General features: G+C 60.1%; 19 protein-coding genes. 13 read left to right on the top strand and 6 right to left on the bottom strand.

The genetic code is table 11. The annotated features are described in order from the left end of the window. Positions 1-331: 331 nt before the first annotated feature. The gene (locus JO015_07680) at positions 332-1,006 is read left to right on the top strand and encodes a hypothetical protein (GenBank protein ID MBV9998979.1); all 675 of its coding nucleotides are present in this window, start codon (positions 332-334) and stop codon (positions 1,004-1,006) included. 896 nt (positions 1,007-1,902) lie between these two features. On the opposite strand, the gene JO015_07675 is transcribed toward JO015_07680, so the two are convergent. Both JO015_07675 and JO015_07670 read right to left on the bottom strand, forming a co-directional pair. Continuing rightward, positions 1,903-2,091 carry a transposase gene (locus tag JO015_07675; GenBank protein MBV9998978.1) on the bottom strand — a complete coding sequence of 63 codons (189 nt, stop codon included), beginning with the start codon at positions 2,089-2,091 and terminating at the stop codon, positions 1,903-1,905. Between the two features lie 67 nt (positions 2,092-2,158). Continuing rightward, positions 2,159-3,259, bottom strand: coding sequence for a substrate-binding domain-containing protein (locus JO015_07670; protein MBV9998977.1), 1,101 nt, complete (start codon positions 3,257-3,259; stop codon positions 2,159-2,161). Positions 3,260-3,452: 193 nt separating this feature from the next. Here JO015_07670 and JO015_07665 point away from each other — a divergent pair, with 193 nt between their 5' ends. From JO015_07665 to yjfF, 4 genes are all read left to right on the top strand, one after another. Then, positions 3,453-4,436, top strand: a complete 984-nt coding sequence (locus JO015_07665) for an ABC transporter substrate-binding protein (GenBank protein MBV9998976.1) — start codon at positions 3,453-3,455, stop codon at positions 4,434-4,436. A 63-nt stretch (positions 4,437-4,499) separates the two neighbouring features. Then, positions 4,500-6,026 (top strand): sugar ABC transporter ATP-binding protein, encoded by a 1,527-nt coding sequence (locus tag JO015_07660; protein ID MBV9998975.1) that lies wholly within the window; start codon positions 4,500-4,502, stop codon positions 6,024-6,026. Next, positions 6,023-7,063, top strand: a complete 1,041-nt coding sequence (locus JO015_07655) for an ABC transporter permease (protein MBV9998974.1) — start codon at positions 6,023-6,025, stop codon at positions 7,061-7,063. Before JO015_07660 ends, JO015_07655 begins: the two co-directional genes overlap by 4 nt. Before the next feature lie 4 nt (positions 7,064-7,067). Further along, a complete protein-coding gene (yjfF, locus tag JO015_07650) occupies positions 7,068-8,093 on the top strand; it encodes a sugar ABC transporter permease YjfF (protein ID MBV9998973.1) in 1,026 nt (341 codons plus the stop codon). 670 nt (positions 8,094-8,763) lie between these two features. Here the strand turns inward: yjfF and JO015_07645 are convergent. Then, positions 8,764-10,689, bottom strand: a complete 1,926-nt coding sequence (locus JO015_07645; GenBank protein ID MBV9998972.1) for a sugar phosphate isomerase/epimerase and 4-hydroxyphenylpyruvate domain-containing protein — start codon at positions 10,687-10,689, stop codon at positions 8,764-8,766. Between the two features lie 160 nt (positions 10,690-10,849). On the opposite strand from JO015_07645, the gene JO015_07640 reads away from it, so the two are divergent. Then, a complete protein-coding gene (locus JO015_07640) occupies positions 10,850-12,241 on the top strand; it encodes a TIGR00366 family protein (protein ID MBV9998971.1) in 1,392 nt (463 codons plus the stop codon). A 118-nt stretch (positions 12,242-12,359) separates the two neighbouring features. Here the strand turns inward: JO015_07640 and JO015_07635 are convergent, their stop codons facing one another. Continuing rightward, on the bottom strand, positions 12,360-13,745 hold the full coding sequence (locus JO015_07635) for an MFS transporter (protein MBV9998970.1): 1,386 nt from the start codon (positions 13,743-13,745) through the stop codon (positions 12,360-12,362). 35 nt (positions 13,746-13,780) lie between these two features. Then, positions 13,781-15,097 (bottom strand): shikimate dehydrogenase, encoded by a 1,317-nt coding sequence (locus JO015_07630; protein ID MBV9998969.1) that lies wholly within the window; start codon positions 15,095-15,097, stop codon positions 13,781-13,783. A 1,190-nt stretch (positions 15,098-16,287) separates the two neighbouring features. On the opposite strand from JO015_07630, the gene pcaH reads away from it, so the two are divergent. The 7 genes from pcaH (at position 16,288) to JO015_07595 (ending at position 22,802) form a co-directional block, all read left to right on the top strand. Further along, on the top strand, positions 16,288-17,013 hold the full coding sequence (pcaH, locus tag JO015_07625) for a protocatechuate 3,4-dioxygenase subunit beta (GenBank protein ID MBV9998968.1): 726 nt from the start codon (positions 16,288-16,290) through the stop codon (positions 17,011-17,013). Further along, complete coding sequence (pcaG, locus tag JO015_07620; protein MBV9998967.1) at positions 17,010-17,615, top strand: protocatechuate 3,4-dioxygenase subunit alpha; 606 nt, start codon at positions 17,010-17,012, stop codon at positions 17,613-17,615. The genes pcaH and pcaG overlap by 4 nt, the downstream gene beginning before the upstream one ends. A 25-nt stretch (positions 17,616-17,640) precedes the next feature. Then, entirely contained in the window at positions 17,641-18,972 is a 1,332-nt protein-coding gene (gene pcaB, locus JO015_07615) for a 3-carboxy-cis,cis-muconate cycloisomerase (protein MBV9998966.1), read from the top strand. A 14-nt stretch (positions 18,973-18,986) separates the two neighbouring features. Then, positions 18,987-19,760 (top strand): 3-oxoadipate enol-lactonase, encoded by a 774-nt coding sequence (pcaD, locus tag JO015_07610; GenBank protein ID MBV9998965.1) that lies wholly within the window; start codon positions 18,987-18,989, stop codon positions 19,758-19,760. A gap of 14 nt (positions 19,761-19,774) precedes the next feature. Then, positions 19,775-20,173, top strand: coding sequence for a 4-carboxymuconolactone decarboxylase (gene pcaC / locus JO015_07605; protein MBV9998964.1), 399 nt, complete (start codon positions 19,775-19,777; stop codon positions 20,171-20,173). 6 nt (positions 20,174-20,179) lie between these two features. Next, positions 20,180-21,358 carry a 4-hydroxybenzoate 3-monooxygenase gene (locus JO015_07600; GenBank protein ID MBV9998963.1) on the top strand — a complete coding sequence of 393 codons (1,179 nt, stop codon included), beginning with the start codon at positions 20,180-20,182 and terminating at the stop codon, positions 21,356-21,358. An 82-nt stretch (positions 21,359-21,440) separates the two neighbouring features. Beyond that, the gene (locus JO015_07595; protein MBV9998962.1) at positions 21,441-22,802 is read left to right on the top strand and encodes an MFS transporter; all 1,362 of its coding nucleotides are present in this window, start codon (positions 21,441-21,443) and stop codon (positions 22,800-22,802) included. 267 nt (positions 22,803-23,069) lie between these two features. Here the strand turns inward: JO015_07595 and JO015_07590 are convergent. Then, positions 23,070-23,591: IclR family transcriptional regulator (locus JO015_07590; GenBank protein MBV9998961.1), on the bottom strand; the 522-nt coding region annotated here is incomplete at its 5' end.

The raw sequence follows: 23,591 nt of genomic DNA, 5'->3' as shown, positions 1-23,591 counted from the left end.
CCTCGGCCTTAGGTGCCTATCAGTGCACCAAAGGGCGTAACGGCTTGCCGCGCCCCCTTCGGCAAAGCGGCCCCATTGTGCCCGGTAGAATCGTCCCCGTACCCACGCCGCGTTAGGCTAACTTTAGTCCATGGAAATCCAGGCTAGGTGAGGTAAGCCAGACGCTCCCAAAGGACCGCCGATCAGGAAGGTGGCTTTGGGGGACGGTTAGAGGCACACGCCGGGTTACGCCGGCGGGCGATCGCCCTGACCCCGGCACCTTCACCGGTGGGATTACGGCTTAGGCCATCAGGCGCGGTTTGGCCGGGCCGGGAGGCGCGAACGTACCCCGATGGACACTCCTACCCACACAGGCGAGGACCCGCGCGCCACCGCTGATTTCCTCCTCGGCTTGCGGCGGGCCCTCGCACCCTGGCAGCAACGCGGCGAGCAGGAACGTCAGATCGCCGACCATTGCGCCATGGGGGCTTTGGCCGTGCCGCTTCACCTTGCGGCCGCCGACGAGCGCGCCGCCCGGTTCGCCCGTGAGTTTCAGCCCACGGATGCCCAGCAACCTGGCCTGGAGGCCAACCGAGCCCTCTTTGAGTTCTTTACTCATGCCGCCGCCGCCATCGAAAGTTTCTGCTTCGCCGCTTACGCTTTCGGGGCGGTCGTGCGCCGAGCCGACTTTCCCCTGTACCAAACGCCCGGGCAGATCACGGCGGGAGGCGTTCTAGACCGCTACCAGGCCGTGGCCCCCGGCGAGCGCTTCACCGAGGGCTTAGCGGTCTTGCTCAACGCGCCAGAATACCAGGAAGTGGCGGCCTTTTGCGCGTTGCTGTCCCACCGGTTGCTGCCCCGGCAGGCCATTGCTTTGGAAGGCTGGCAACTTGGCCCGGACCGCCCGGTTCCCGAGGCGAAGGTTCTGGATCCGAATACCTTGAGTGCGTATTTGACTTGGCTGGAGGCGGAGCTGAGCCGCTTGGCCGAGGACCTGGATGCCTACGCCCAAAGCCAAGGGGTGTAGCGCAGCGCGATCAAGCCAGACCGACCCGTCGAGTGGCGCAAAGCGGGTCGACTCCGGAGGCAACTTAAACCCGCCACGTGAATCCCGGGAGAGCGACCCAAGATGCCCAAAGCAGCCATTACCCAAGACCAGGATATCGAAGCGGCAATCGCAGAGGCGCTGCGGCACCTGGGGCTGGAGGACCTCATCTCCGGCAAAATCGGAGCTGTGAAACCCAACGACACGTGGGCTTCGCCCGAGGACCTCACGGCCGTCACTCAGGCGCGCGTCGGCTCACGACCGAGAAAAATGTTACGGGTCAGGATCTTCATTAACGCAGATCGAAGGAAACAGAGTCCAGGATTTTCACGCCGAAGTTGGGGATCGGCGTGCCGGCAGCGTCATAAGCGTACTTCGTGATCCCGCGCATCCCCAGGAGTGGGCTGTTCATCTCTTACTTCCCTACGCTGCCCTGCTCCTGACCTTGTCCATGATAATGACGGTTAGAACGATGCCGCCCTGGATGGCGAGGTACGACTCTTAGTAAATATTCATCAAGTCGATGCAGTTCTCGATGACCTTCATGATGAGGCTCCCGATCACCGAGGCGGTTCCTCCGAACAAGCTCGTCCCTCTCTGCGATCGGCGCAGTGATGATCTTCCACACTAACCTCGACTTACTCAACCGCCCGTTCCTGACGCCCGCCACCGTTTCCCCGAAAACGGCCAAGAACCGCCAATCGTTCAGCAACCCCTTTCTAGCGGCGATTTTGCATTTAGAGTCCATAACAAAACCCCTTTAGGCAAATGAAGTTCCAACAGATCAGAGTGCAGTGCAGCCGCGGTTCGGGGTGGCCCGGTAGGCCGAGCCGGTTGAGCAGTTCGCGGCGGACGCGCCGCCGGACGTCTTGGGCCTGCTACTCCTGCAGCCGTCGTCGGCAGATCATGCCCGAGCCGTAACGCGGTGCTTGGGGCAGCAACTCCCAGCGGATGCCGTTGCGCAGCACGAAGAGGATGCACGTCAAGACTCGCCGGATGGGGTACGCAGGGCCGCGGGAGATCCGGCGGCAACCGTAGTTCCGGCGCCGCCCACAAGGCTCATTCAAAATCGGCTTCGCCATCCATCAGAAGGCCGCCCCGCCAGGGTGGCTTCAGAGGTTTTGTTTGTGGATCTTAATCAGGGCGTGGATGGGTAGTTGATAGCCGGCTGGGCGCGCCGTTCAGGGCCGTGACCCGGATCGACGCGACGGAGGGCGGCGCGCTGCTCTGGCGCTCGATGAGCATCGGTTGGATGGTGCGGATGCGGGGCGGCACATAGTTTGGGTCAACTTGCGCGATCAGGCGCTGGACGCTCAATTGGCCGAGGGCCGCAAAATCTTGTTTGATGGTTGAAAGCGGCGGCCGGAAAAAACCTGCTTCCGGAATGTCATCGAAGCCGATGAGGGAGGCGGCTTCGGGAACTCGGATTCCGGCCTCTTCGAAAGCCCGGATCGCCCCCAGCGCCATCTGGTCATTGGCCACCACAACCGCGGTCCATTTTCCCCAGCTTTCGGCCGCGAGCCGCTTCGCCGCATCAAACCCCGAGCTTGCCGTCCAATCTCCTTCCACAACGGGTCCGGGCTTCAGGCCATTGGCTTTTAGCTCCTTGAGCCAGCCCGCATAACGCAATTTTGCCGCCCGCCAGAGCACCGGCCCGCGAAGGTACGCGATTTTGCGGTGGCCGCACTCGATCAAATGCCGGGTGGCTTTTCGTGACCCTGCTTCCTGGTTAATAAAAACCGATGGGCAGGAGAAACCGAAATCCGAATCGACCGCAACGACCGGGACGTTACGACAGGCATCCTGCAGGTCGCGCAGATTGAGTGCCAGCGGCAGGTGAATGAGGATTCCGCACACCTGGTGGGCGCAGAGGTCGTTAACGGCACGCCGGATCTCCTGGGTGCTCTGGTCGACGATGCCGCTGAACATAAAACTCAATCCGATCTCCTTGGCCGCTTGCTCGCTCTGGGTCAGGATCTGCGAAGGTCCGTAGAACATGGTCGCAAAGGTGACCAGCCCGATGGTCGTCGAGCGCTGGGTTGCGAGTTGCCGGGCGGTCATGTTGGGGCGAAAGCCCACGTCCTGCAGGATGGTTTGGACCCGTTCGCGCGTGACCGGGGAGACGTCGGGCATGCCGTTGAGCACTCGCGAAACCGTTTGGTAGGAAACTCCGGCGAGCTTGGCGACGTCGTTGATGGTGAGGTTCTTGCTCCGCTTGCGGGGGGAGGGCGGCATGATGGTAAGCTGAATAACCTGTTTGCGGAGAATGTAAAGTCAGGTCGGATCACTTTTTACTTGTGTAAACGGGCGGGCTGCTGTTAACTCCGTGAGCGCTCACGGAACAACCACCCGCTTTTCGGGAAAGGCAGGTGGTCCGGTTCCGTGAGCGCTCACGGAACTTCGTCCCAACCGTCAGCCTCCCCAGAAAATGAAAGCAAGCTCGTTCTGCCGTTCTCCCGGCCATGCACTCCTGACACTCGCCGCTACCCTCCTGCTCGGTCAGATCCCAGGTCTCGCCGATCAAAACGCGCCCAAGAAAAAGTTGGTCGTCGGCTTTTCCCAGGTCGGAGCCGAAAGCGGCTGGCGCACCGCCAACACCGAATCCATCAAAACCGAAGCCGCCAAACGCGGCATCGACCTGCGGTTTTCCGATGCTCAGCAAAAAGAGGAAAATCAGATCAAAGCCATCCGTTCCTTCATCGCCCAAGGCGTTGACGTGATTTCGTTCTCGCCCGTGGTCGAAACCGGATTTGAACCGGTCCTCCAGGAAGCCAAAAGAGCCGGGATTCCCGTGGTCTTGTCCGACCGGGCCGTCAAAGTGTCGGATCCATCGCTCTACGTCTGTTTCCTCGGTTCCGACTTCATCGAGGAAGGCCGGCGGGCAGGTAAATGGCTGGCGGACAAAACCGGCGGCAAAGCCAGAATCGCCGAACTGGTCGGTACCGTCGGGTCCGCCCCGGCCATCGATCGGAAAAAGGGGTTTGAAGAGGTCCTGGCGCAGCACCCCGATATGAAGATCATCAAGTCCCAGAGTGGCGATTTCACGCGGGCCAAAGGGAAGGAAGTGATGGAAGCCTTTCTCAAGGCGCCGGATGCGAAAGAAATCACCGCGGTGTTTGCGCATAACGACGACATGGCGCTGGGGGCGATCCAGGCAATGGAGGAAGCCGGGTTGCATCCCGGTAAGGACATCATCATTATCTCGATCGACGGGGTCCGCGATGCTTTCAAGGCGATGGCCGAGGGCAAACTCAACTGCAGCGTCGAATGCAACCCGCTTCTCGGACCACAGCTGTTCGACATTATCGAAAAGGTGGCGGCCGGACAGCCGGTGCCGAAGCGTATCGTGACCGAAGAAGGGGTGTACGATCAGTCGGTTGCCGCGGCGACGTTGCCGAAACGGCAGTACTGATGACGCCTTGCCGAGGCAAGCGCGTTGCCCGTCCCGTGTCCGAACCAGTCTGCACGTGTCGTTGTGGGTAATCCCGTCCTAAGCATCCGCGGTCTGTCCCGGAGATTCCCGGGCGTACAGGCGCTGGATCGGGTAGATCTCGCCGTCGAACGCGGCGAGATCCACGCGCTCATGGGCGAGAACGGCGCCGGCAAGAGCACCCTCATCAAGACGCTCACCGGCGTGTTTCCCCGGGACGCGGGGGAGGCGGCGCTTGACGGGGTGCCCGTCAACCCGAAGTCGCCGCGCGCCGCTGAGCGGCTGGGGATCAGCACCGTCTACCAGGAAGTTAACCTGATTCCGGACCTTTCCGTGGCGGAGAACATCTGCCTCGGCCGGCAGCCGGTATTTTTGGGTGCGATTCGCTGGGGCGCGATCGCGCGGCGTGCGCGCCAGGCGCTGAGCCGGCTTGACCTGAAGGTCGATGTTTCGCGCCAGCTTTCCTCCTACCCGATTGCGATCCAGCAGTTAGTCGCGATTGCGCGCGCGCTCGACATTTCCGCCAAACTGTTGATCCTGGATGAACCGACGTCGAGTCTGGACGACGGCGAAGCGGAAGAGCTTTTCAAAATCCTGCGCAAACTGCGTGGCGACGGGCTGGGGATCTTGTTCGTGACCCACTTTCTCGAGCAGGTTTACAAGCTCTGCGATTCCGTGACCATCCTCCGCAACGGCCGGTTGGTGGGGCGGTTCCCGATCAAGGAACTGCCCCGGGTGAAACTGGTCGCACACATGATGGGAAAAGAGTTGCAAGAGGTGGAAGCCCTGGCGCAAAAGCGGGTCCACGCCGCCCCGGTCCGCGAGGAAACGGCGTTACTCAAAGCAACCGGGCTGGGACGGAAAGGATCCATCCACCCGCTGGATCTGGAAATTCGTCCTGGGGAAGTGGTCGGTCTGGCCGGGTTGCTCGGATCCGGCCGCACCGAAACCGCCCGGCTTCTCTTCGGGATCGATAAACCTGACCAGGGCAGCCTTGAGATTGATGGCGTACCCGCGATCCTGCGCTCTCCCCGGGCGGCCATCCGGCAGCGGATCGCGCTGACGCCTGAGGACCGCAAGGTGGCCGGAATCATCCCCAACCTGACCGTGCGCGAAAACATCATCCTCGCGTTGCAAGCCGGGCGTGGCCCGTGGAAACGCCTTTCCCGAGCGGACCAGGAAAAGCTGGCTGATCGCTTCATCCAGGGCCTCGCCATCAAGACCCCGCATCGCGATCAACTCGTGAAGAACCTCAGTGGCGGCAATCAGCAAAAGGTCCTGCTGGCTCGCTGGCTTGCGACCGCCGCGCGAATCTTCATCCTGGATGAACCGACTCGCGGGATTGACGTTGGCGCCAAGGCTGAAGTCGAGAAGTTAGTCGGCGCCTTACGTCAGGACGGTCTCGGGGTTCTCTTTATCAGCTCCGAGCTCGAAGAGATCGTCCGGCAAAGTCAGCGCGTGATCGTGCTGCGGGACCGGCGCCAGGTCGGCGAATTGGCTGGTGCGGCCATCAGCGTGGATGCGATCCTGCAAACGATCGCCAAAGAAGACCCGGAGGCACGGGCGGCATGAGTCCGATTTTCGATGCGCTCTTCTGGCTTGCCTTCGGTGCGCTGCTCTATGCGGTGCGCCGCCAGCGAATCCTCTGGCCGCTGCTTGCGCTGGCGCTGCTGCTGTTGTTCAACCAATTGTTTACCCCGGGGTTTTTTCGTCTCCAAGTCCTGGAGGGCCACCTTTACGGGTCCCGGATAGACATCCTTAACCAGGGCGCGAAGGTCATGCTGCTTTCCCTGGGCATGGTGCTGGTGATTGCTACCGGCGGGGTGGACCTTTCCGTCGGGGCCGTGATGGCAATCGCCGCGGCGGTCGCCGCGCGCCTCGTCGTCACGTCTTCCTCAGCGACGCCTCTCGCCATCGCCGCTGCCATCGCGGCCTCCCTCCTGGCCGGGGCCTGGAATGGCCTCCTGGTCGCCGGTTTCGGTGTCCAACCAATCGTGGCAACGCTGATCCTGATGGTTGCGGGCCGAGGGATCGCGCAGCTGATCACCGAAGGCCAAATCATCAATTTCAGCGATCCATTAATGGTTTTTCTTGGGAACGGTCACCTGTTCGGGCTCCCCTTTACCTTGAGCCTGGTCCTGGCGATGTTGCTGCTGACCCATCTGCTTGTGCGACGGACGGCCCTGGGCCTGTTCATCGAATCCGTGGGGGACAACGATCGCGCCAGCCGTTATTCGGGAATCAGCTCCCGGCAGGTGAAATTTTTCGCGTACACCTTCTCCGGCTTCTGCGCGGGTTTGGCTGGCCTGATTGCGTCTTCCAACATCAAGAGTGCCGACGCCAATAACATCGGCCTGTACCTTGAACTGGACGCCATCCTGGCGGTGGTAGTCGGAGGCACCGCCCTGACCGGAGGGCGCTTTTACCTGATCGGCGCCGTCATCGGCGCGCTTTTCATCCAGACGCTCACGACGACCCTTTACGCGCGCAACGTGAGCGCCGACATTTCTCCGGTGCCCAAAGCGCTTGTCATCATCGGCGTCTGCCTCTTGCAGAGCGAACCGTTCCGCGAACGTTTACATCGGCTCCTGTCGCGCCAACCGGCATGAGGGTATGCAACTGAATCCGAAGTATATCCCCCTCGGGGCCACCGGGATCGTGCTCGTGGCACTTTACCTGACCGGCTGTTATCTCTACCCGGCGTTCGGCACCCCACGGGTATTGGTCAACCTGCTTGGGGACAACGCTTTCTTGGGCATTGCCGCCGTCGGCGCCACCTTCGTGATCCTCTCCGGCGGCATCGATCTGTCAGTCGGCTCACTGATTGCGTTTACGGGCATCTTCATCGCCAAGCTGCTCCAACTCGGGTGGGATCCGGCCTGGGCCGTGCCGGTTGCCCTCGCGATCGGCGGAGCCGGGGGCGCGATCATGGGGAGCCTCATCCAGGTGTTCGCCCTGCCGCCCTTCCTCGTCACCCTGGCGGGGCTGTTCTTCCTGCGCGGACTCGCCTTCGTCGTTCACCCCGAGTCCATCCCGATCGACCATCCCTTCTACGCCGAGATCCTTCCCCAACTTTCCATAGTCGTCGCGCCCAAAGCCGTCCTCCCGTTCACCGCCATCTGTTTTATTTTCGCGGTCGTGATTGGCACCTTCGTGGCGAGTTTCACCCCCTTTGGGCGAAACGTCTACGCGGTTGGCTCAAACGAGACGTCGGCCCGGCTGATGGGTCTGCCCGTCAGCGCCACCAAGGTCGCGACCTATTCGCTGGCCGGCTTGTTCTCGGCGTTTGCAGGCATCGTCTCCACGTTTTACATGCAGTCCGGCAATCCGGCGTCCTTTGTCGGCTTGGAACTGGACACCATCGCCGCCGTGGTCATCGGAGGAACCCTTCTGACAGGCGGCGTCGGCTTCGTGCCCGGGACGCTGATGGGCGTACTGATCCTTGGCGTAATCCAGACGTTGATCACGTTTAACGGATCGCTCAACAGTTGGTGGACGCGGATCGTGATCGGGGCGTTGCTGCTCGTGTTTATTCTTATCCAGAAGCTGATTTCGCGAAGCCGGGTCGGGATCTCGTCAGGCGCAAAGGCCAGGTTCCCCGTGAAAAGGGACCCGCCTCGCCGGGTGGAAGCGGTATGAAGGTTAAACGCTACGCCTACCGGTGGGCCGGCGGGAGAGCGTAAAAGGTTGTGGTTCGCCTCAGGCGGGGACCGGCGGGCGGACGGACGGGTGCATCGTCCGGGAGTCCTCTTCGAAAGGCCGTCAAGTACATGAACGGCCTCCCCTGGCGGCAGAGGCTTGCGGTGGTCGTCGGTGTGGGCGACCCGTGGGGCTGGGGTGATTCTCTTGTCCCAAGGCTTTGGCCACTGCCATTTAGTTAAGGGCCGGTGGAAGGGGGGGTGCTTTGGTCCCGCAGGGACGGCTGAGGTTAGGCAGGGACTTCAGTCCCTTGAAGGGGCATTTAAAAGGGATCGCGTCCCGTCGGGACGCCTGAAACGCTGCCCCGGAGGTGCCCATTCCCAAGCGGCCAGCCAAACCCGGCGCGACCCTTGGTGCTAAAAACCCGAACGGCTCCCCAGCGTTGAGGCCCGCCTGGCCCGGCGCACGCCTTCAGGCGTCTCGATGGGACGCCTTCACAGGGACTGAAGTCACTGCCTAACCTCAGCCGTCCCTGCGGGACCAAAGCAATACCCGGCCTTGTATCCTTACTAAATGGCAGTGAGGCTTTGGCCAGCAACGCTGAGCCGGCACGGCGTCCTGCGAATGCGGGGCGACGAAACACGTCGTGTAGGCAGTGCAACCCTCGGACTCAGTACGATTCATCGCTGTCGACCAGTGATCGCCGGTACACCTCATCCTGGGCGGCAAGGCGAACGGATGCGTTGATGGCTCCGAAGCCTCGGTAATCGCCTCGGCGTTCCACGATCTCAAAGTAGAAGCGGTCTTCGACGAAGTCCGTGTATGCGTGGAAGAACTCACCTGAGCCGGACCGATCATAAAGGATGTTGTCTACACGAAGCTTTTCCAGTTGGTCGCGCGTAAGGTCGAATCGAGACTCCAGATCAAGGTAATAATTCTGAGGTATCCTGAGCAGCGGCACGCCGCGTTTGACCAGCTCCGCCGCCGTTTCGAAGATGTTGTCGGTTGCCAGGGCGATGTGATGCACACCGGCCCCGCCAAACCTGGAGACCGAACGCCCCGTAGCGGTATTGCGGCTCTCGGAGATGTTTAGAGCAAAACAAACCGAGCGATCTCGCGCGGCCACTACCTGGCTGCGTACGATGCCGTGCGGATCGGGCAGCTCCCAGAGATCGTCGGGCACGAAGCCCAGAACGGCTCGATAAAAGAGAATCCACTTGCCGAATTGCTCCGCGGGGATCGCATAAGCCACGTGATCAATCGTTTTCAGACCGAGGCTCGTTGTGTGCTCGTCACCGGCTTCATCTGCAATAAAATCCGTTTCAAGAGGGGTCCGCGACTGCTCGTCAAAGGAGACAAAATAAACCAAACTTTCATCTGGCGACTTGACGGCAGGAATCGTCCTTTCGTTCGGCCCAACGCGCCCGTCGAAACGGGTATAGAGAAACGCCTGCGCGCGGCTGAGAGCCTCCAGGTCGTCGGCCACCTTTAAGGCAATCGCGCAAATCGACATCCCATGAATGGAGTAGAAACCGTGGGCAAACGAGTCCCGCTCTGCATTAAGAACAACGTTTATCTCGCCTTGCCGATACAGCAGGACGTCCTTGGTCCGATGTCGCCCTACCCTGCTAAAACCTAGTCGTTGCAACCAGCCCGCAAGCGCATGTTCAGACGTGTGCTCAACCGCAAACTCCAGGAATGAAAAGCCATGGAAGACCGGTGCGGGTGGAGGATCAAAGAGTTCCACGCGTTTGGTCGGCTTTGCGCCTGCCGGCTGCGACAATAGGCCTCGCGCCTGCTCCTCGACCCATAACAGGGATCGCATGCCATCGACTGCGTTTGGCCGCGGCGGTGCGCCTCGAAAGTTATCGTTAAAGATTTCGAGCGAGATCGGTCCCACATAGCCCGTTTGGAGTACGGCAGCCAAAAACTCGGCGACCCGGAGGTCCCCCTGACCCGGGAAGCAACGAAAATGACGGCTCCAGGGCAATATCCCCATTGACAACCGAGGCGCATCCGCGAGCTGGACAAAAAAAATCCGGTCGGGAGCAACGTTTTTGATCGTCGCAAGGTCATCCCCAAGCGCCAACGTGTGAAAACTGTCCAGGATCAACCCCAGGTGCGGATGAGCGGCACGCTGGACGATGCGCCACGCATGGCCCAGAGTTTTCACATGAGTCCCCCACGCAAGCGCCTCGTACCCTATGCGGAATCCGTGCTTCGCGGCCCGTTCCGCGAGCTCACGAAGTTGGGAAGAAGCCAGTTCGTCGTCGTCAATAGCGTTACCGGTAACATTGGAGCAGACGAGTAAGAGGGAAGTACCCAGCCCGTGCATCAATTCAAATTTTCGTTCGGCCCGATCGAGGTTCCGATGGAACTGATCGCGCGAAACCGCCTCGAAATCCCGGAACGGTTGAAAGAGAGAGATCTGCAAACCCAGGTTGTCTGCAATGCTCCGAATCTCCGTCGCAGATCCCTCGTAAACGAGGAGGTCGTTCTCAAAGATTTCTACTGCATCAAAATGGGCGGCAGCAATGGCCTCGATTTTCTCCTTGAGGCTTCCACTGAGTGAAACGGTGGCAATAGAGTGGCGCATAGGGAGAGATTTGCAAAGTAGATCGGGTGGCCGATTCTTGCCGCATATTTTTGTCGATAAAGACCGGCTCCGATCAAGGCGATTCTACGTGGAAAGGTCGCCGGTCCATGACACGCTCCAGGGATCTGGTTTGGTCACGCGATCAAGAGGAGCAGAAACAATGCGGAAGAGAGACATCGATTCGGCCGATACGGACGACACCGCTCACCGGCGGGGCGTCGTAGCCGGCCTGGTTTACATGTTCGAGCAGGTGATGCCGGACCCCTTCGTCCTTTCAATCGGTTTGACGTTGTTTGTGAGCCTGCTGGCCGTGGCATTCGCGCCGCGCGATTCGCTACCGGCTATTCTCACGTCCTGGTACGACGGCACGTTCAATATCCTCGGCTTTGCGCTGCAGATGATCCTAATTCTCGCGACCGGATACGCGATCGCCGATGCGCCGGTCGTGCAGCGGGGCTTGCGCGCGATGGCTGCGGGCGTGCCGACACCGGCCCGTGCCGCGTTGCTGGTCTTCCCGATCGTCGCGATTGCCGCCTGGCTCAACTGGGGCCTTGGCCTTATCGTCGGCGCGCTGCTGTCACGCGAGATTGCGAAACGCGTGAAGGTGGATTTCGCGTGGCTGGTCGCGGGCAGCTACTCTGCGTGGTCGGTCTGCAATAGCGGGTTGTCGAGTTCGATCGCGCTGTCGCAGGCGTCGCACGGCAATGCGCTGAACCTCGTGGAAAAGGCCACCGGCCAGGTGATTCCATTGAGCGAGACAGTTTTCGCCCCGTTCGTCTTCATCCCGACGGTGCTGGTGGTCGTCGTCATGACCGCCATTTTCATTTGGATGCATCCGAAACCCGAACTCGTCGTCGCCTTTAAGGAACCGAAGACAGAGGCCGAGGAGGTCGAGGTCGATTCCCATGCGCCGAGTGCGTCCCCGTCTTCCTTCGCGTCCCGTGCCGAACGGTCGATCATCGGCACGCTTGTCCTGCTCGCACTGGGCGTTGGCTATCTCGCAATGACCTGGTACAACAAGGGTTTCGAGCTGGACATCAACACGACGATCCTGATTTTCCTGCTGGTAGGGCTGGCGCTCCAGCGCATGCCGATCGCCTATGCCGGAGCGATTCGCAAAGCCGCGCGCCAAACCGGGTCGATGCTGCTGCAATATCCGGTGTACGGTGGAATCATGGGCATCATGACGGGGACCGGGCTGGCGTCGGTGATCGCCAAGACGTTTGTGGCGGTTGCCACGCCGTCCACACTCCCCGTGTGGAGCTACCTGAGCTCGCTCATCATCACGCTGCTCATTCCCAGCGCGGGCGGGCACTGGGCCGTCCAGGGACCTTTCGTTCTTCCGGCCGCGCTCAGCCTGCACGCTTCGATTCCGCGCACCGCCATGGGTGTGGCGGTGGCGGAAAACGTGTCCAACATGCTGCAACCCTTCTGGGCTGTGCCCGTCGTTGCGATTGCGGGCATTCGTATCCAGCGCGTCATGGGCTACACGGCGATCACATTCGTCGTGTCGCTCCTGATCTATGCGGCGGCGCTTTGGCTGATTCCATGATACGCCGGGGGTCGGCTCGCACCGGCTGAGGGACGATGCAAGCCGGCCTGGATCCGCAACGTGCTCCCGCGCAAACGATCACCCGTGGTCCCCTCCACGACAGCGGTGACCGCGCCTGTCACGTCCTCCGGGCGGTTGATGATCCGCTATCCATCGTCCCGGGGGCTTCCCCTTCTGAGCCTTCACCCTCCAGTTCGATGCGGCGGACGTCGCCGAGAATAAAAATATAGGAGCACGCCCCTAACAGCGCAACCGCACCCACAAAAATCAGCGCTCCGACGAACGATCCAGTGGCACTGATGATGTAGCCGATAACCAGCGGAGTGATTATGCCGGACAGGTTCGTTGCGAAGTTGAACAGCCCACCCGTCAAACCCATCAATTTCTTCGGGGCGATGTCCGAGATGACGGCCCATCCCAGGCCGACCATTCCCTGGCCGAAGAATGCCACAGACAGGATAGCTACCACGATGGAGTCATTGGCGATGCAATTCGCGGAAACAATCGTGCACGCTAACAGCAGACCGAGGATGATCGGGAGCTTGCGAGCGATGTTGGCCGAACCCGTGCGCTTCAGCAGGTTGTCGGAGAGCCAACCTCCGAACATCACTCCGATCGCGGCGGCAAGAAACGGCAGCACCGCGAAGAAGCCCGCCTTCACAAAGGCCATGTGCCGCTCCGTCGCGAGGTAAGTCGGGAACCAAGTCAGGAAGAACACCAAAGTGGCGTTGCCGGCAAACTGCCCAATGGAGGCGCCCCATATCTGGCGATAGCTAAGCAGCTTGCCGACACTCGCCCAGGAAAACGGTACCTTGACTGCGCCCGGATGCGCCAAACCACCTCCGGCAGCAATGTAATCGAGCTCTGCCTGGTTCACCGCGCGGCTCTCGTCAGGCTCATGGTAGATGAACCACCAGACAAGGCCGAACAGGATTCCTACCACTCCCACGATGACAAACATCGCGCGCCAGCCGAAAGTGCCCGTGATCCAGAACAACGACGGCCCGAAGAACGCGAGGCCGAGATACTCACCAACGGTGTAGATGCCCGTGGCGCGAGCGCGCTCCTGCCGCGGGAACCAGATGCCCACGATCCGGCTGTTGGTGGGAAAGCAGGGTGCTTCCGAGACGCCAAGCCCAAAGCGATAGAACAGGAGAACGTAGAGGTTGGTTACGGTACTCTGCAAAAGGGTGAACAGCGACCAGAAGGTGACCGACAGGAAGTAGGTCAGCCTCGCTCCAAAACGATCCAGGAACACGCCGCCCGGGAGTTGCGCGGCAGCGTAGGTCCATGCGAACGCCGAGAATACGAGGCCCATCACCACAGGATTGAGGGCTAGCTCCTTCACCAGACTCGGGCTGGCTATACCCAACACCGTTCGATCCAGATAGTTGATCATGGTGCCCACGGAGATGAGCGTAAGTATACCAAAGCGAACGCGCGTCCGCCGTTGGCTGCCGACAGCCGGGTCCGCCGGCGTGGCGGGTTGGTTGGCAATATCCATAAAAGATCTTTCTCTTTACATTATGGAAGCAGAAATCACTTTGCACACAAGGCGGCGAAGTGCTGCAGCATCCTTTGGGCATCCGGTTCGATACCGGTGAAGAGGCGGAAAGCCTCGGCGGCCTGAAAGACCGCCATGCCGCCGCCATCCAGCGTGCGGCAGCCCAACGCGCGCGCGGCCCGCAGCAGGTCAGTCTCGATGGGGAAATAAATGATCTCGGCAACCCAGAGTTCCGGGCGCAGCAGAGCCGCAGACAGGGGCAGACCGGGGTACTTCGCCATGCCGATTGGGGTCGTGTTTATCAGCCCATCCGCGGTCGCCAAAGCTGCGGCAATCTCGGCAGGGTCGGCGACGGATACACGATCCGGGCCGAAACGCGCCGCACGGCCTGCTGCTACTGCTTCGGCACGCTCGGCTACCGTGTCGACGATGGTCAACTTCTTGACGCCGCACGTCAGCGCCGCATGCGCGACGGCAGAACCCGCACCTCCCGCGCCGAGTTGCACCACGTGATCGCGACGGGCATCAGGCAGGCCGCGCCGGAAATTCTCGGCGAAGCCGAACCAATCCGTATTGTGGCCCACCCGCTTGCCGTCCTCGAACACGACCGTGTTAACGGCTCCGAGCGAGCGGGCGTCATCCGACAGATCGTCAAGCAGGGGTATCACCGCCTGCTTGCACGGATGGGTAATGTTGAGTCCGGTGAAGCCCATCTGTCCAGCTGCAGTTATGAGTCCGGCTAGTGCCTCGACGCCAAGGCCCAGGGTTTGAAGGTCGATCAATCGGTAAATGTAGCGCAGGCCCTGCGCAGCACCCTCGCGCTCGTGCATCGCAGGAGTGAGTGAGGCCTGGATACCGGCGCCGATGAGGCCGACGAGGAACGCGCTCTGGGTCTGAACGGTCTCTGCGCGCGGGCTTCCGAGCAGCCGGGCGAGATGCTGTATCGCAAGAAAATAACCCTGCGTGCCGAACCCGCAGATCACGCCTGTAGCTACTTGCGAAACGAAGGAGTGATGGCGGAATTCTTCGCGCTTATGGATGTTAGAGATATGCACCTCAAGGATAGGGCATTCGCACGCGTTCAGCGCATCCAATACGGCGACCGAGGTATGAGTTAAGGCGGCAGGATTAATTACGATTCCGGCGGCGCGCTTGCGCGACTCGTGGATCCAGTCGATGAGCTGGAACTCGGCATTGGTCTGGCGAAACTCGATCTCCAGGCCCAGATCGGCGCCTATACGCCGGCACGCGGCCTCTACGTCCGCCAGTGTCTCGCGGCCATAGATTTCGGGCTGCCGGCTGCCGAGGAGATTCAAATTTGGTCCGTTCAGAACGTAGACAATCGGCCTCATTCTTGTCATTGGGGGATTTCCGGAATCATAATGGCTGCCGGCTGAGAAATACAAGCAGGATGCTTACGAGCCGTTACGCATGGACCCCGCGGTCCGCAGGTCAATCTGTTAAACTTCAATACACCCGCCTTATACCATTCGGACCGTTAGTTCGGTAGAATGTCGGCCCATGGGGCACCAGCGCCGGATAATGCTCCGTACGTCGTTGAATCGGTCTTAGGCCCATCGGGCCGGCAGAACCAGCGAGCGGCGGCTTGCGCCGCCCCTTCAGCAAACCCAACCCGGCGGGGCGGGCGTTTGTCAAGGTGGGCGTACGGACGTGACGCCTTAGGAGGGCTCGATCGTGTGGAGGGGTGCGTTCCCAGGGTAAGCCCCACTGCCATTTAGTTAAAGGTCGGCGGATGGGGGCGCCGGAGGATGCTGCGCAGTCTGTCGAACGGGTCTTACACCAATTTAGACAGGTGCCTTAAGGGAATTTCGACCGCCTTTCAGCCCCGAAGGGCCGGCAGAACATAGCCCAGGGTTTACCCTGGGTAACCGTAAAATTCCGAGTAGCCCTCCTAAGGCGTCGCGCCTGTACGCCCGTCCTGACAAACGCCCGCCCCGCCGGGTTGGGTTTGCTGAAGGGGCGGCAGAAGGCGTCGCTCGCGGGTTCTGCCGCCCTTTCAGGGCTCGATCGTAATTTGACGGTTTCCCAGGGTAAACCCTGGGCTATGTTCTGCCGGCCCGTTGGGCCTAGGACAAAGTTTTACCTTGATGGACATCGCAAGGGTATGATTGAGACTTGATCGGTACGATCAGGGTCATTTTTCCTTGGATTGTTCGATGAGCACATTGGTTAAAGCTCAAGAAAGGCCCTTCGCGGGCCTGAAGGCCCTGGCTACGAGCAAGCGTCCCTGATCCCGGGACGAAAGCGCCCCCATCCACCGGCCCTTAACTAAATGGCAGTGGGGTAAGCCCTCGGCTAAGTTCTGCAGGCCCGTTGGGCCTGAGAGGATGGGTGAGATGCCCAGGAAAATCCACCTCGTTGCCGCCGGGTTTCACATCATTGCCGCTTAAGGTATTCCACCAGCGGTTCCTGACGAGCAGGTTTTGTCGCGGAGCGTCTTGACAAGGAGGAACCGCAAGTTTTAATTCAATAACCGCACATTAGTGCGATAATCGTACAGACGTGCGCCACTGAGCCTCTTATGAATGTCTTCGATTCGCCCCCAACCCGCCCGCTTTATCGACATTTTCAGGACGGTGTTCTGCCGCCTAATCTTTGCCCTTCCTACGTCTCCTCCGTTAAGCGATCACCTCGCCAGCCCCTGGTCCATCTGCCGCAAACAATCTCGGAACTTACCGGTCCCATCTTCGCGCCGCCGGAAAGTATCCGGCCCGTTGACCTGACCAAAGGCCCGCACGGGCAGGCTCTCGGCGAACGGATCCTGGTCAGCGGACGGGTTCTGGACGAAGATGGCCGGGCCGTTGCCGGGACTTTCGTGGAGATCTGGCAGGCCAACGCTGCCGGTCGTTACCTTCACGCCCGCGATCAGCATAATGCCCCGCTCGACCCTAACTTCATCGGCTGCGCGTCGCTGGTTACTGACACGGAAGGACGCTTTGCGTTCGAAACCATTCGTCCGGGCGAATACCCATGGCGCAACCATCACAATGCATGGCGTCCAGCGCATATCCATTTCTCGGTTTTCGGGCCGGCGTTTGCGACGCGCTTGATCACCCAGATGTATTTTCCTGGCGACCCGCTCCTGCCGTTCGATCCCATATTCAACAGCGTCAGAAGCCAGACGGCGCGGGAACGGCTGATCGCCTTGTTCGACTGGGAAACGACCGTCCCGGAATACGCCCTCGGCTACCGGTTCGATATCGTGCTGCGCGGCCGTCAGGAAACTCCGATGGAGCACAAGCCATGACCGACCAAAAGAATCATGAGTCGCTCGGAGAAGCAGTTCCACAGATTCTCTCTGTGACCACTTATCAGACGGTCGGGCCATACTTCAAAATCGGCCTGGAAGCTATTTATCGGGATGATTTGACGAAGCCGGATATTCCGGGTCAAGTCATCGAAATCGCCGGAACCGTTTTTGACGCGGATCTTACCCCTGTGCCGGACGCGGTTCTTGAATTATGGCAGGCGGATAGCTTCGGCCGGTATATGGATCAACCTCAAAAGAAGCCGTTCGAAGATTCTTTTGGCTTTGGTCGGGTACCGACCAACGAGGCCGGCCGGTTCCGCGTTCGGACCATCAAGCCGGGCGCGGTCCAGGCAGAGACGTCTGCGCGCCAGGCGCCCCACATTCTGGTTTCAATTTTCATGCGTGGGCTACTCTATCGCTTGATTACACGCATTTACTTTAGCGACGAACCCGGAAATGGCGAAGATCCCGTGCTTCGTTCCATCGAGCCTCGCCGTCGCGACTCGCTGCTGGCCAAAGCCGACCCGGCTCAACCGCACCGTTACGAGTGGAACATCTTCCTGCAGGGAGAAAACGAAACGGTCTTCTTCGACCTTTGACGGCCCGTTCAGAAAGCCGGTAAGCATGTTTGACAGCTTATTCACCTCGCCGGAAATCGAGGCGCTGCTCTCGGATCAGGCTCTGATCGAAGCCATGTTGAGGTTTGAGTCGGCGTTGGCCGCAACGCAAGCCGATCTGGGATTGGTCCCCGAAAAGGCCGCATCCGTCATTGCAGACTGTTGTTCGCTGCAATTCGTTGATGTCGAGGACCTCCTGCGCTCCGCCGAGCGGGATGGGAATCCCGCGATTCCGTTGGTAAAAGCAATCGGGAAACGCGTAGCGGCAACGGATCCCGACGCGGCAAAATACGTGCACCTCGGAGCGACCAGCCAGGATGTCATCGACACCGGGTTGATGCTGTGTACGAAAAGGGCTGTGGAATTGGTAATTGCCGACCTGCTAAGCATCGAGGAACGCCTTATCAGTTTGATCGAACAGCAGCGCCGGACGTTTTTGCCGGGCCGGACATTGTTGCAGCACGCGCGGCCCATCTCGTTTGGCCTCAAAGCTGCCGGTTGGCTGGACGGGATCGCTCGTTGCCGCAGAATGCTGCAGCAGGGTGCGGCAACAAGCCTGGCTGTTCAATTCGGGGGCGCGGTTGGCAGTCTTGCTGCCAGTGGTCCGAAAGGATTGGAGATCCTGGAGGCGCTGGCTCGCAAACTTGACCTGACAGCGCCGGAAGTTCCCTGGCATACCCAGCGCGATCGCATCGGCCGGCTCGGTATGGACCTGGCGCTCGCCGGAGCCGCGTTGGCGAAGATCGCCCAAGACGTCGTTCTGCTGATGCAAACTGAAGTTGCCGAAGTGGCCGAGGACCTCGGGTCAGGCGGCGGCGGTTCTTCGACCCTTCCCCATAAGCAGAACCCGATCGCGCCAACCAAAATCCTGGCGAATGCGAAGCGGATACCGGCCCTGGCGGGGGCGCTACTGACGTCCATGGTGCACGAGCATGAGCGATCCCCCGGCGGGTGGCACGCGGAGTGGGTTCTGTTTCCGGAGATCATCCGCGCAGTGGGAGGATCCGCGGCTCACGCGCTGGAACTCGTTTCCGGACTCCAAATCCACCCGGAACGCATGCGCGCGAATATCGACTTAACCAACGGATTGATCTTTGCTGAAAATATCTCCATCGAGCTGGCAAAATCCATGAGCAAATCGGCGGCTCACGGGCTGGTTACACGCGCCAGCCAAAAAACCCGGCAAACCGGCTTGCATCTTCGCAAGGTGCTGGAAGAAGATCCCGTTGTAGTAAACCTGCTGGCCTCCGGCGGGCTCGATCGCCTCTTCTCCCCAGAGCAGGGAGAGGAGCTGACCGATGAACTGATCAATCGCGTGTTAGCCCAGCGGCGCGGCTGAACCCGGGCGCCCGGATGATTTTGAAAAAAGACACATCAATTTACTACGAACTCGCCGGGCCGCCCGACTACCCTGTGTTGGTGTTTTCACACGCCTTGGGAACGAACCTGGCGCTTTGGGACCGTCAGGTGGAAGTGCTGCAAAGGTCGTTCCGGATTTTGCGGTACGATTCCCGTGGGCATGGCCAATCATCGGCCAATCATGGCCCTTACACGATTTCCATGCTGGCTTCGGATGTGGTGGCCTTACTCGACGAACTGGGCGTTGCCAGAGCGCATTTTTGCGGAGTTTCGATGGGCGGCCTGGTCGGTCAATACCTGGCCGTTTACTACCCTGAACGCACCGGAAAACTGGTCCTGAGCAATACTGCAGCAAAAATCGGAACCCATGCAAAATATGACCGGCGCATTCAGGAGGTAGCGAACGCGGGGATGCCGGCGGTGGTTGATGAGGTGTTGGAGGGTTGGTTCACTAACCGTTTCCGCGGGATGCACCCTTCGACTGTCGCCTTCTTAGCGGAGGCTTTGAGGCAAACCTCTCCGGAAGGGTATATCGGTTGTTGTCAGGCGATCCGGGACGCGGATCTTCGCGAGGACGTAGAGCGGATAAAGGCGCCGACTTTAATTATCGCCGGGACCGAAGACCAGGCCACGACTTTGGCTGCCGCGCAATTTTTAAACCGAAAAATCCAGGGTTCACGACTGCTTGTCCTTGAGTCAGCGCATTTGTGCTGCACCGAGGCAGCCGCAGAATTCACTGAGCACCTCGACAGATTTTTGACAACCTGAATCAACTTGCGACCATGAACGAAGCTGAACGGCATGCTCTGGGAGAAAAGATGAGGCGTACCGTGCTGGGGGACGAGCACGTCGATCGTACTCAAGCGCGTCTGACCGAGTTCAATGAGGCGTTCCAGGATTTTATCACCCGATATGCCTGGGGTGAAATCTGGACGCGCCCGGAGCTATCGTTGCGGGTTCGCAGCCTGATCACGCTGGCGCTCTTAACCGCGCTCAACCGTGAGGCAGAGTTTCGAATGCACGTCAAAGCGGCGATCCGCAACGGCGTGAGCGTGCCGGAGCTCAAGGAGCTCTTTCTGCATTCGGCGATTTACTGCGGGCTCCCGGCGGCCAACGCTGCGTACCATTGCGCCGAGGAGGTGCTGAAGGAACTCGAACTCTCGATGCAGGAAAAAGGCTGACGAATCGTGCGTACTCAAGTCGGAATTGTCGGTGCCGGGCCGGCTGGCCTCTTGTTGTCTCACATCCTGCACCTCCAAGGCATCGAGTCGGTGGTTCTCGAAAGACGCAGCCGTGACGACATCGAAGCCATCATCAGGGCGGGCGTGCTTGAACAGGGCACGGTCGATCTTATGAACGAGATCGGCGCCGGCGATCGGATGATGAAAGAAGGTTTTCGTCACAAGGGGATCATCCTCCGCTTTAATGGCCGGGACGAGCGCATCGACTTTCCGTCGCTCACGGGCGGCAAGTCGGTCATGATCTATGCCCAGCACGACGTAAACAAGGACCTCATCAAGGCACGGCTGGCGACCGGCGGCGATATCCGCTTTGAGACCAGGGATGTTAGCGTCTATGATCTGGACAGCGCCGCGCCCAAAATCCGCTGCCGCAACAAAGAAGGCCAAGTCGATGAAATCACCTGCGATTTTATCGCCGGCTGTGATGGGACGCAGGGGATTTGCCGGCCGTCCATTCCCCCCGGTGAGCTGAACGTCTACGAACGCCTTTATCCGTTTGGTTGGTTCGGAATCCTATGCAAGGCGCCGCCCTCGTCTGATGAGTTGATTTACTGCATGCACAAGCGCGGCTTCGTGCTGGTGAGCACGCGCTCGCCGGATGTCCAGCGTATGTACCTTCAGTGCTCGCCCGACGAGAAGACCGACCACTGGTCCGACGAACGCATCTGGACCGAGTTTCGGGCCCGGCTGGAGACTAAGGACGGCTGGGCGCCCAAGGAAGGGCCGATCTTCAGCAAGTCGGTGATTCGCATGCGCAGCCTTGTCGTCGAGCCGATGCATTATGGCCGCCTATTTCTCGCTGGCGACTCAGCGCACGTGGTGCCGCCCACCGGGGCCAAGGGGCTCAACCTTGCTGCCAGCGATGCACAGATTCTCGCTCGGGCCATCATCGCTTACTACAAATCCAACCGCAGCGATCTGCTTGAACAATACTCCGCGACTGCCCTGCGGCGCGTATGGAAAGCGACCCGCTTTTCCTGGTGGATGACTTCCATGCTGCACACGTTTCCCGGGTCCGACGAGTTCCAGCAGCGCCTGCAGTCGACCGAACTGGATTACGTGACCAGCTCACGTGCCGGAGCGACGGCCCTTGCTGAGAATTATGTCGGGCTTCCGATCGATTGAGTGCGAGCGTTCGCATGCATGTATCCACGACGCACGTAGCGGAGTCGCCCGAGCGGCGCTAAAAAGCTGAAAGGTGGAAATGGTGAGCAAAAGCCCAACTGTCAATGTTCAGACATTCATCAATGAGCACCCGTTCTCCGGGTTTCAGTGGCTCATTTTTGCAATGTGCTTCGTTATCGTCTTGCTGGACGGGTTCGATACGGCCGCAATCGGGTTCATCGCCCCGTCGCTGACAACCGAATGGAACATCAGCAAACCGGCACTCGCGCCGGTTCTGAGCGCGGCATTGTTCGGACTCGCGTTCGGGGCGCTCCTGGCTGGTCCGCTTTCGGACCGATTGGGAAGGCGCGTGCTGCTCATCATCTCGGTCCTGATCTTTGGTATCGCGTGTTTTTCCTCCGCCTTCTCGGCCAGTCTTGTCCAACTGACGGCACTGCGCTTTGTCACTGGGCTCGGACTGGGAGCGGCGATGCCAAACGCGGTAACAATGATGAGCGAGTATTGTCCGGATCACTGGCGGGCGACGTTGACCAACCTTATGTTTTGCGGTTTTCCTCTTGGCGCGGCTTTTGGCGGTTTTCTCGCGGCGTGGATGATTCCGCAATTCGGATGGCGCAGCGTCCTTCTTCTAGGCGGCAGCGCCCCTCTGTTGCTCTCGGTTCTGCTGCTGATCACGCTCCCGGAGTCGGTCCGCTATATGGTGGCAAATGGGTATCCGGTCGAAAAGATACGTGCCACCCTGAGCCGAATTGCCAGTAGTGCAGCCGGCGCGGGATCGTTCTTCATGACGGAGCAAGCGCCGGCTGCTGCCGGGGAGGGCGGCATTCGGGTTGTGCTTTCCCGCGCCTACATCGTCGGCTCGATCATGCTTTGGCTTGCTTACTTTATGGGGCTCGTCATCTTTTATGCGTCGATCAACTGGATGCCCGTCCTGCTCAAGGAAGCGGGCTTGAGTCCTCAGCACGCCACGCTGATTTCGGCGCTGTTTCCGCTCGGAGGCGTAGGTGCAGTGGTTTGCGGCCTCTTGATGGACCGATTCAATCCGAATCGGGTCATCGCAGCATGCTTTGCGTTGACCGCGATCAACGTGTTTGGAATTGGCCAAGCCGTCGGAAACCTCGGTTGGTTGGTTATTATCGTATTCGTTGCGGGCGTGCTCATGAATACGGCGCAGTCGTCGCTGCCGGCGTTGGCCGCCGCGTTCTACCCGACCCAGGGGCGAGGCACCGGCGTCGCGTGGATGCTCGGCATCGGCCGGTTCGGCGGAATCGCCGGATCGTTCTTGGTCGCCGAACTGACGCGGCGGCACTTTACGTTTGGCGGCATCTTCGCGGTGGTTGCGGTCGCCGGAGTCGTTTCATGTATTGCGCTGCTCGTCAAACAAGCCGTGCACCCCCAGTCCGCAATCTCTAATGTCGGCACGACAAAACCGTTAGGGCACTAGCGGTTCATCTGTCAAAGTTGTTGCTACTGATTGGCCTGCGCCCCGCGCGGCGACCGTGGCCCCACTACCATTCTTAAAAAAACAGGTCGCAGAGAAGTCATACCATTTCGACGGCCATCTAATGCAGAGCATTTCTAGCGTGGCGGCGCCGCGCGAAAGACTTTCCCGAAGATTTCGGGGGCGGCTCGCCGCGCCGCCACGCTAAAAATGCTCTGCATTAGGCAGATCGAAAGTATCAACTGGAGTTTCCTTTGTTCCGTCTGGCACTTACGGAGGAAGAACCGTGCCGATGCGCTGTGCCGCTTTGCGAAGAATCGGCAAAAACTCCTTCAGCATCTGACTTTTGTTCACCCTTCCCGCCTGCGTACTCACGTTTATGGCAGCGACCACGCGCCCCCCGCTCGAACGTACCGGCACCGCGATAGAGCGCAATCCCTCCTCCAGCTCGCCGTCGGTCAGGGCGTAATCCTCTAGACGTACTTCGTGTAGAATCTGGCGCAAACGCTCTTTGTCGGTGATGGTCTGCGGCGTTCGCCGGCGCAGCTGGACCGTCGAAAGATAACTTTCAAGCTCAGGTCCGGGGAGTGCCGCCAGCAGGACGCGCCCCATGGAAGTGCAATAGGCCGGCAGCCGAGCGCCGATTGAAAGGGAAATCGACAGGATACGCTGGGCCGCAACCCGGGCCACATACACGATGTCCGGACCGTCCAAGACGGATGCTGAGCAGGACTCTCTGGTTTGCTCGGCGACCTCCTGGAGAAACTCCGTCGCCACGTTCGAAAAAGGCAT

This window comes from Verrucomicrobiota bacterium (assembly GCA_019247695.1).
GTDB lineage: Bacteria > Verrucomicrobiota > Verrucomicrobiia > Chthoniobacterales > JAFAMB01 > JAFBAP01.
The sequence above is the reverse complement of the archived record's forward strand: the minus strand, read 5'-3'. Positions and strand labels throughout refer to the sequence as shown.

Bases quoted from the DNA above. Each gene is read 5' to 3' on its own strand.
- JO015_07680 (MBV9998979.1), top strand. From the start codon at position 332: ATGGACACTCCTACCCACACAGGCGAGGACCCGCGCGCCACCGCTGAT.
- JO015_07670 (MBV9998977.1), bottom strand. From the start codon at position 3,259: ATGCCGCCCTCCCCCCGCAAGCGGAGCAAGAACCTCACCATCAACGAC.
- JO015_07665 (MBV9998976.1), top strand. From the start codon at position 3,453: ATGAAAGCAAGCTCGTTCTGCCGTTCTCCCGGCCATGCACTCCTGACA.
- JO015_07655 (MBV9998974.1), top strand. From the start codon at position 6,023: ATGAGTCCGATTTTCGATGCGCTCTTCTGGCTTGCCTTCGGTGCGCTG.
- yjfF (MBV9998973.1), top strand. From the start codon at position 7,068: ATGCAACTGAATCCGAAGTATATCCCCCTCGGGGCCACCGGGATCGTG.
- JO015_07645 (MBV9998972.1), bottom strand. From the start codon at position 10,689: ATGCGCCACTCTATTGCCACCGTTTCACTCAGTGGAAGCCTCAAGGAG.
- JO015_07640 (MBV9998971.1), top strand. From the start codon at position 10,850: ATGCGGAAGAGAGACATCGATTCGGCCGATACGGACGACACCGCTCAC.
- JO015_07635 (MBV9998970.1), bottom strand. From the start codon at position 13,745: ATGGATATTGCCAACCAACCCGCCACGCCGGCGGACCCGGCTGTCGGC.
- JO015_07630 (MBV9998969.1), bottom strand. From the start codon at position 15,097: ATGAGGCCGATTGTCTACGTTCTGAACGGACCAAATTTGAATCTCCTC.
- pcaH (MBV9998968.1), top strand. From the start codon at position 16,288: ATGAATGTCTTCGATTCGCCCCCAACCCGCCCGCTTTATCGACATTTT.
- pcaG (MBV9998967.1), top strand. From the start codon at position 17,010: ATGACCGACCAAAAGAATCATGAGTCGCTCGGAGAAGCAGTTCCACAG.
- pcaB (MBV9998966.1), top strand. From the start codon at position 17,641: ATGTTTGACAGCTTATTCACCTCGCCGGAAATCGAGGCGCTGCTCTCG.
- pcaD (MBV9998965.1), top strand. From the start codon at position 18,987: ATGATTTTGAAAAAAGACACATCAATTTACTACGAACTCGCCGGGCCG.
- pcaC (MBV9998964.1), top strand. From the start codon at position 19,775: ATGAACGAAGCTGAACGGCATGCTCTGGGAGAAAAGATGAGGCGTACC.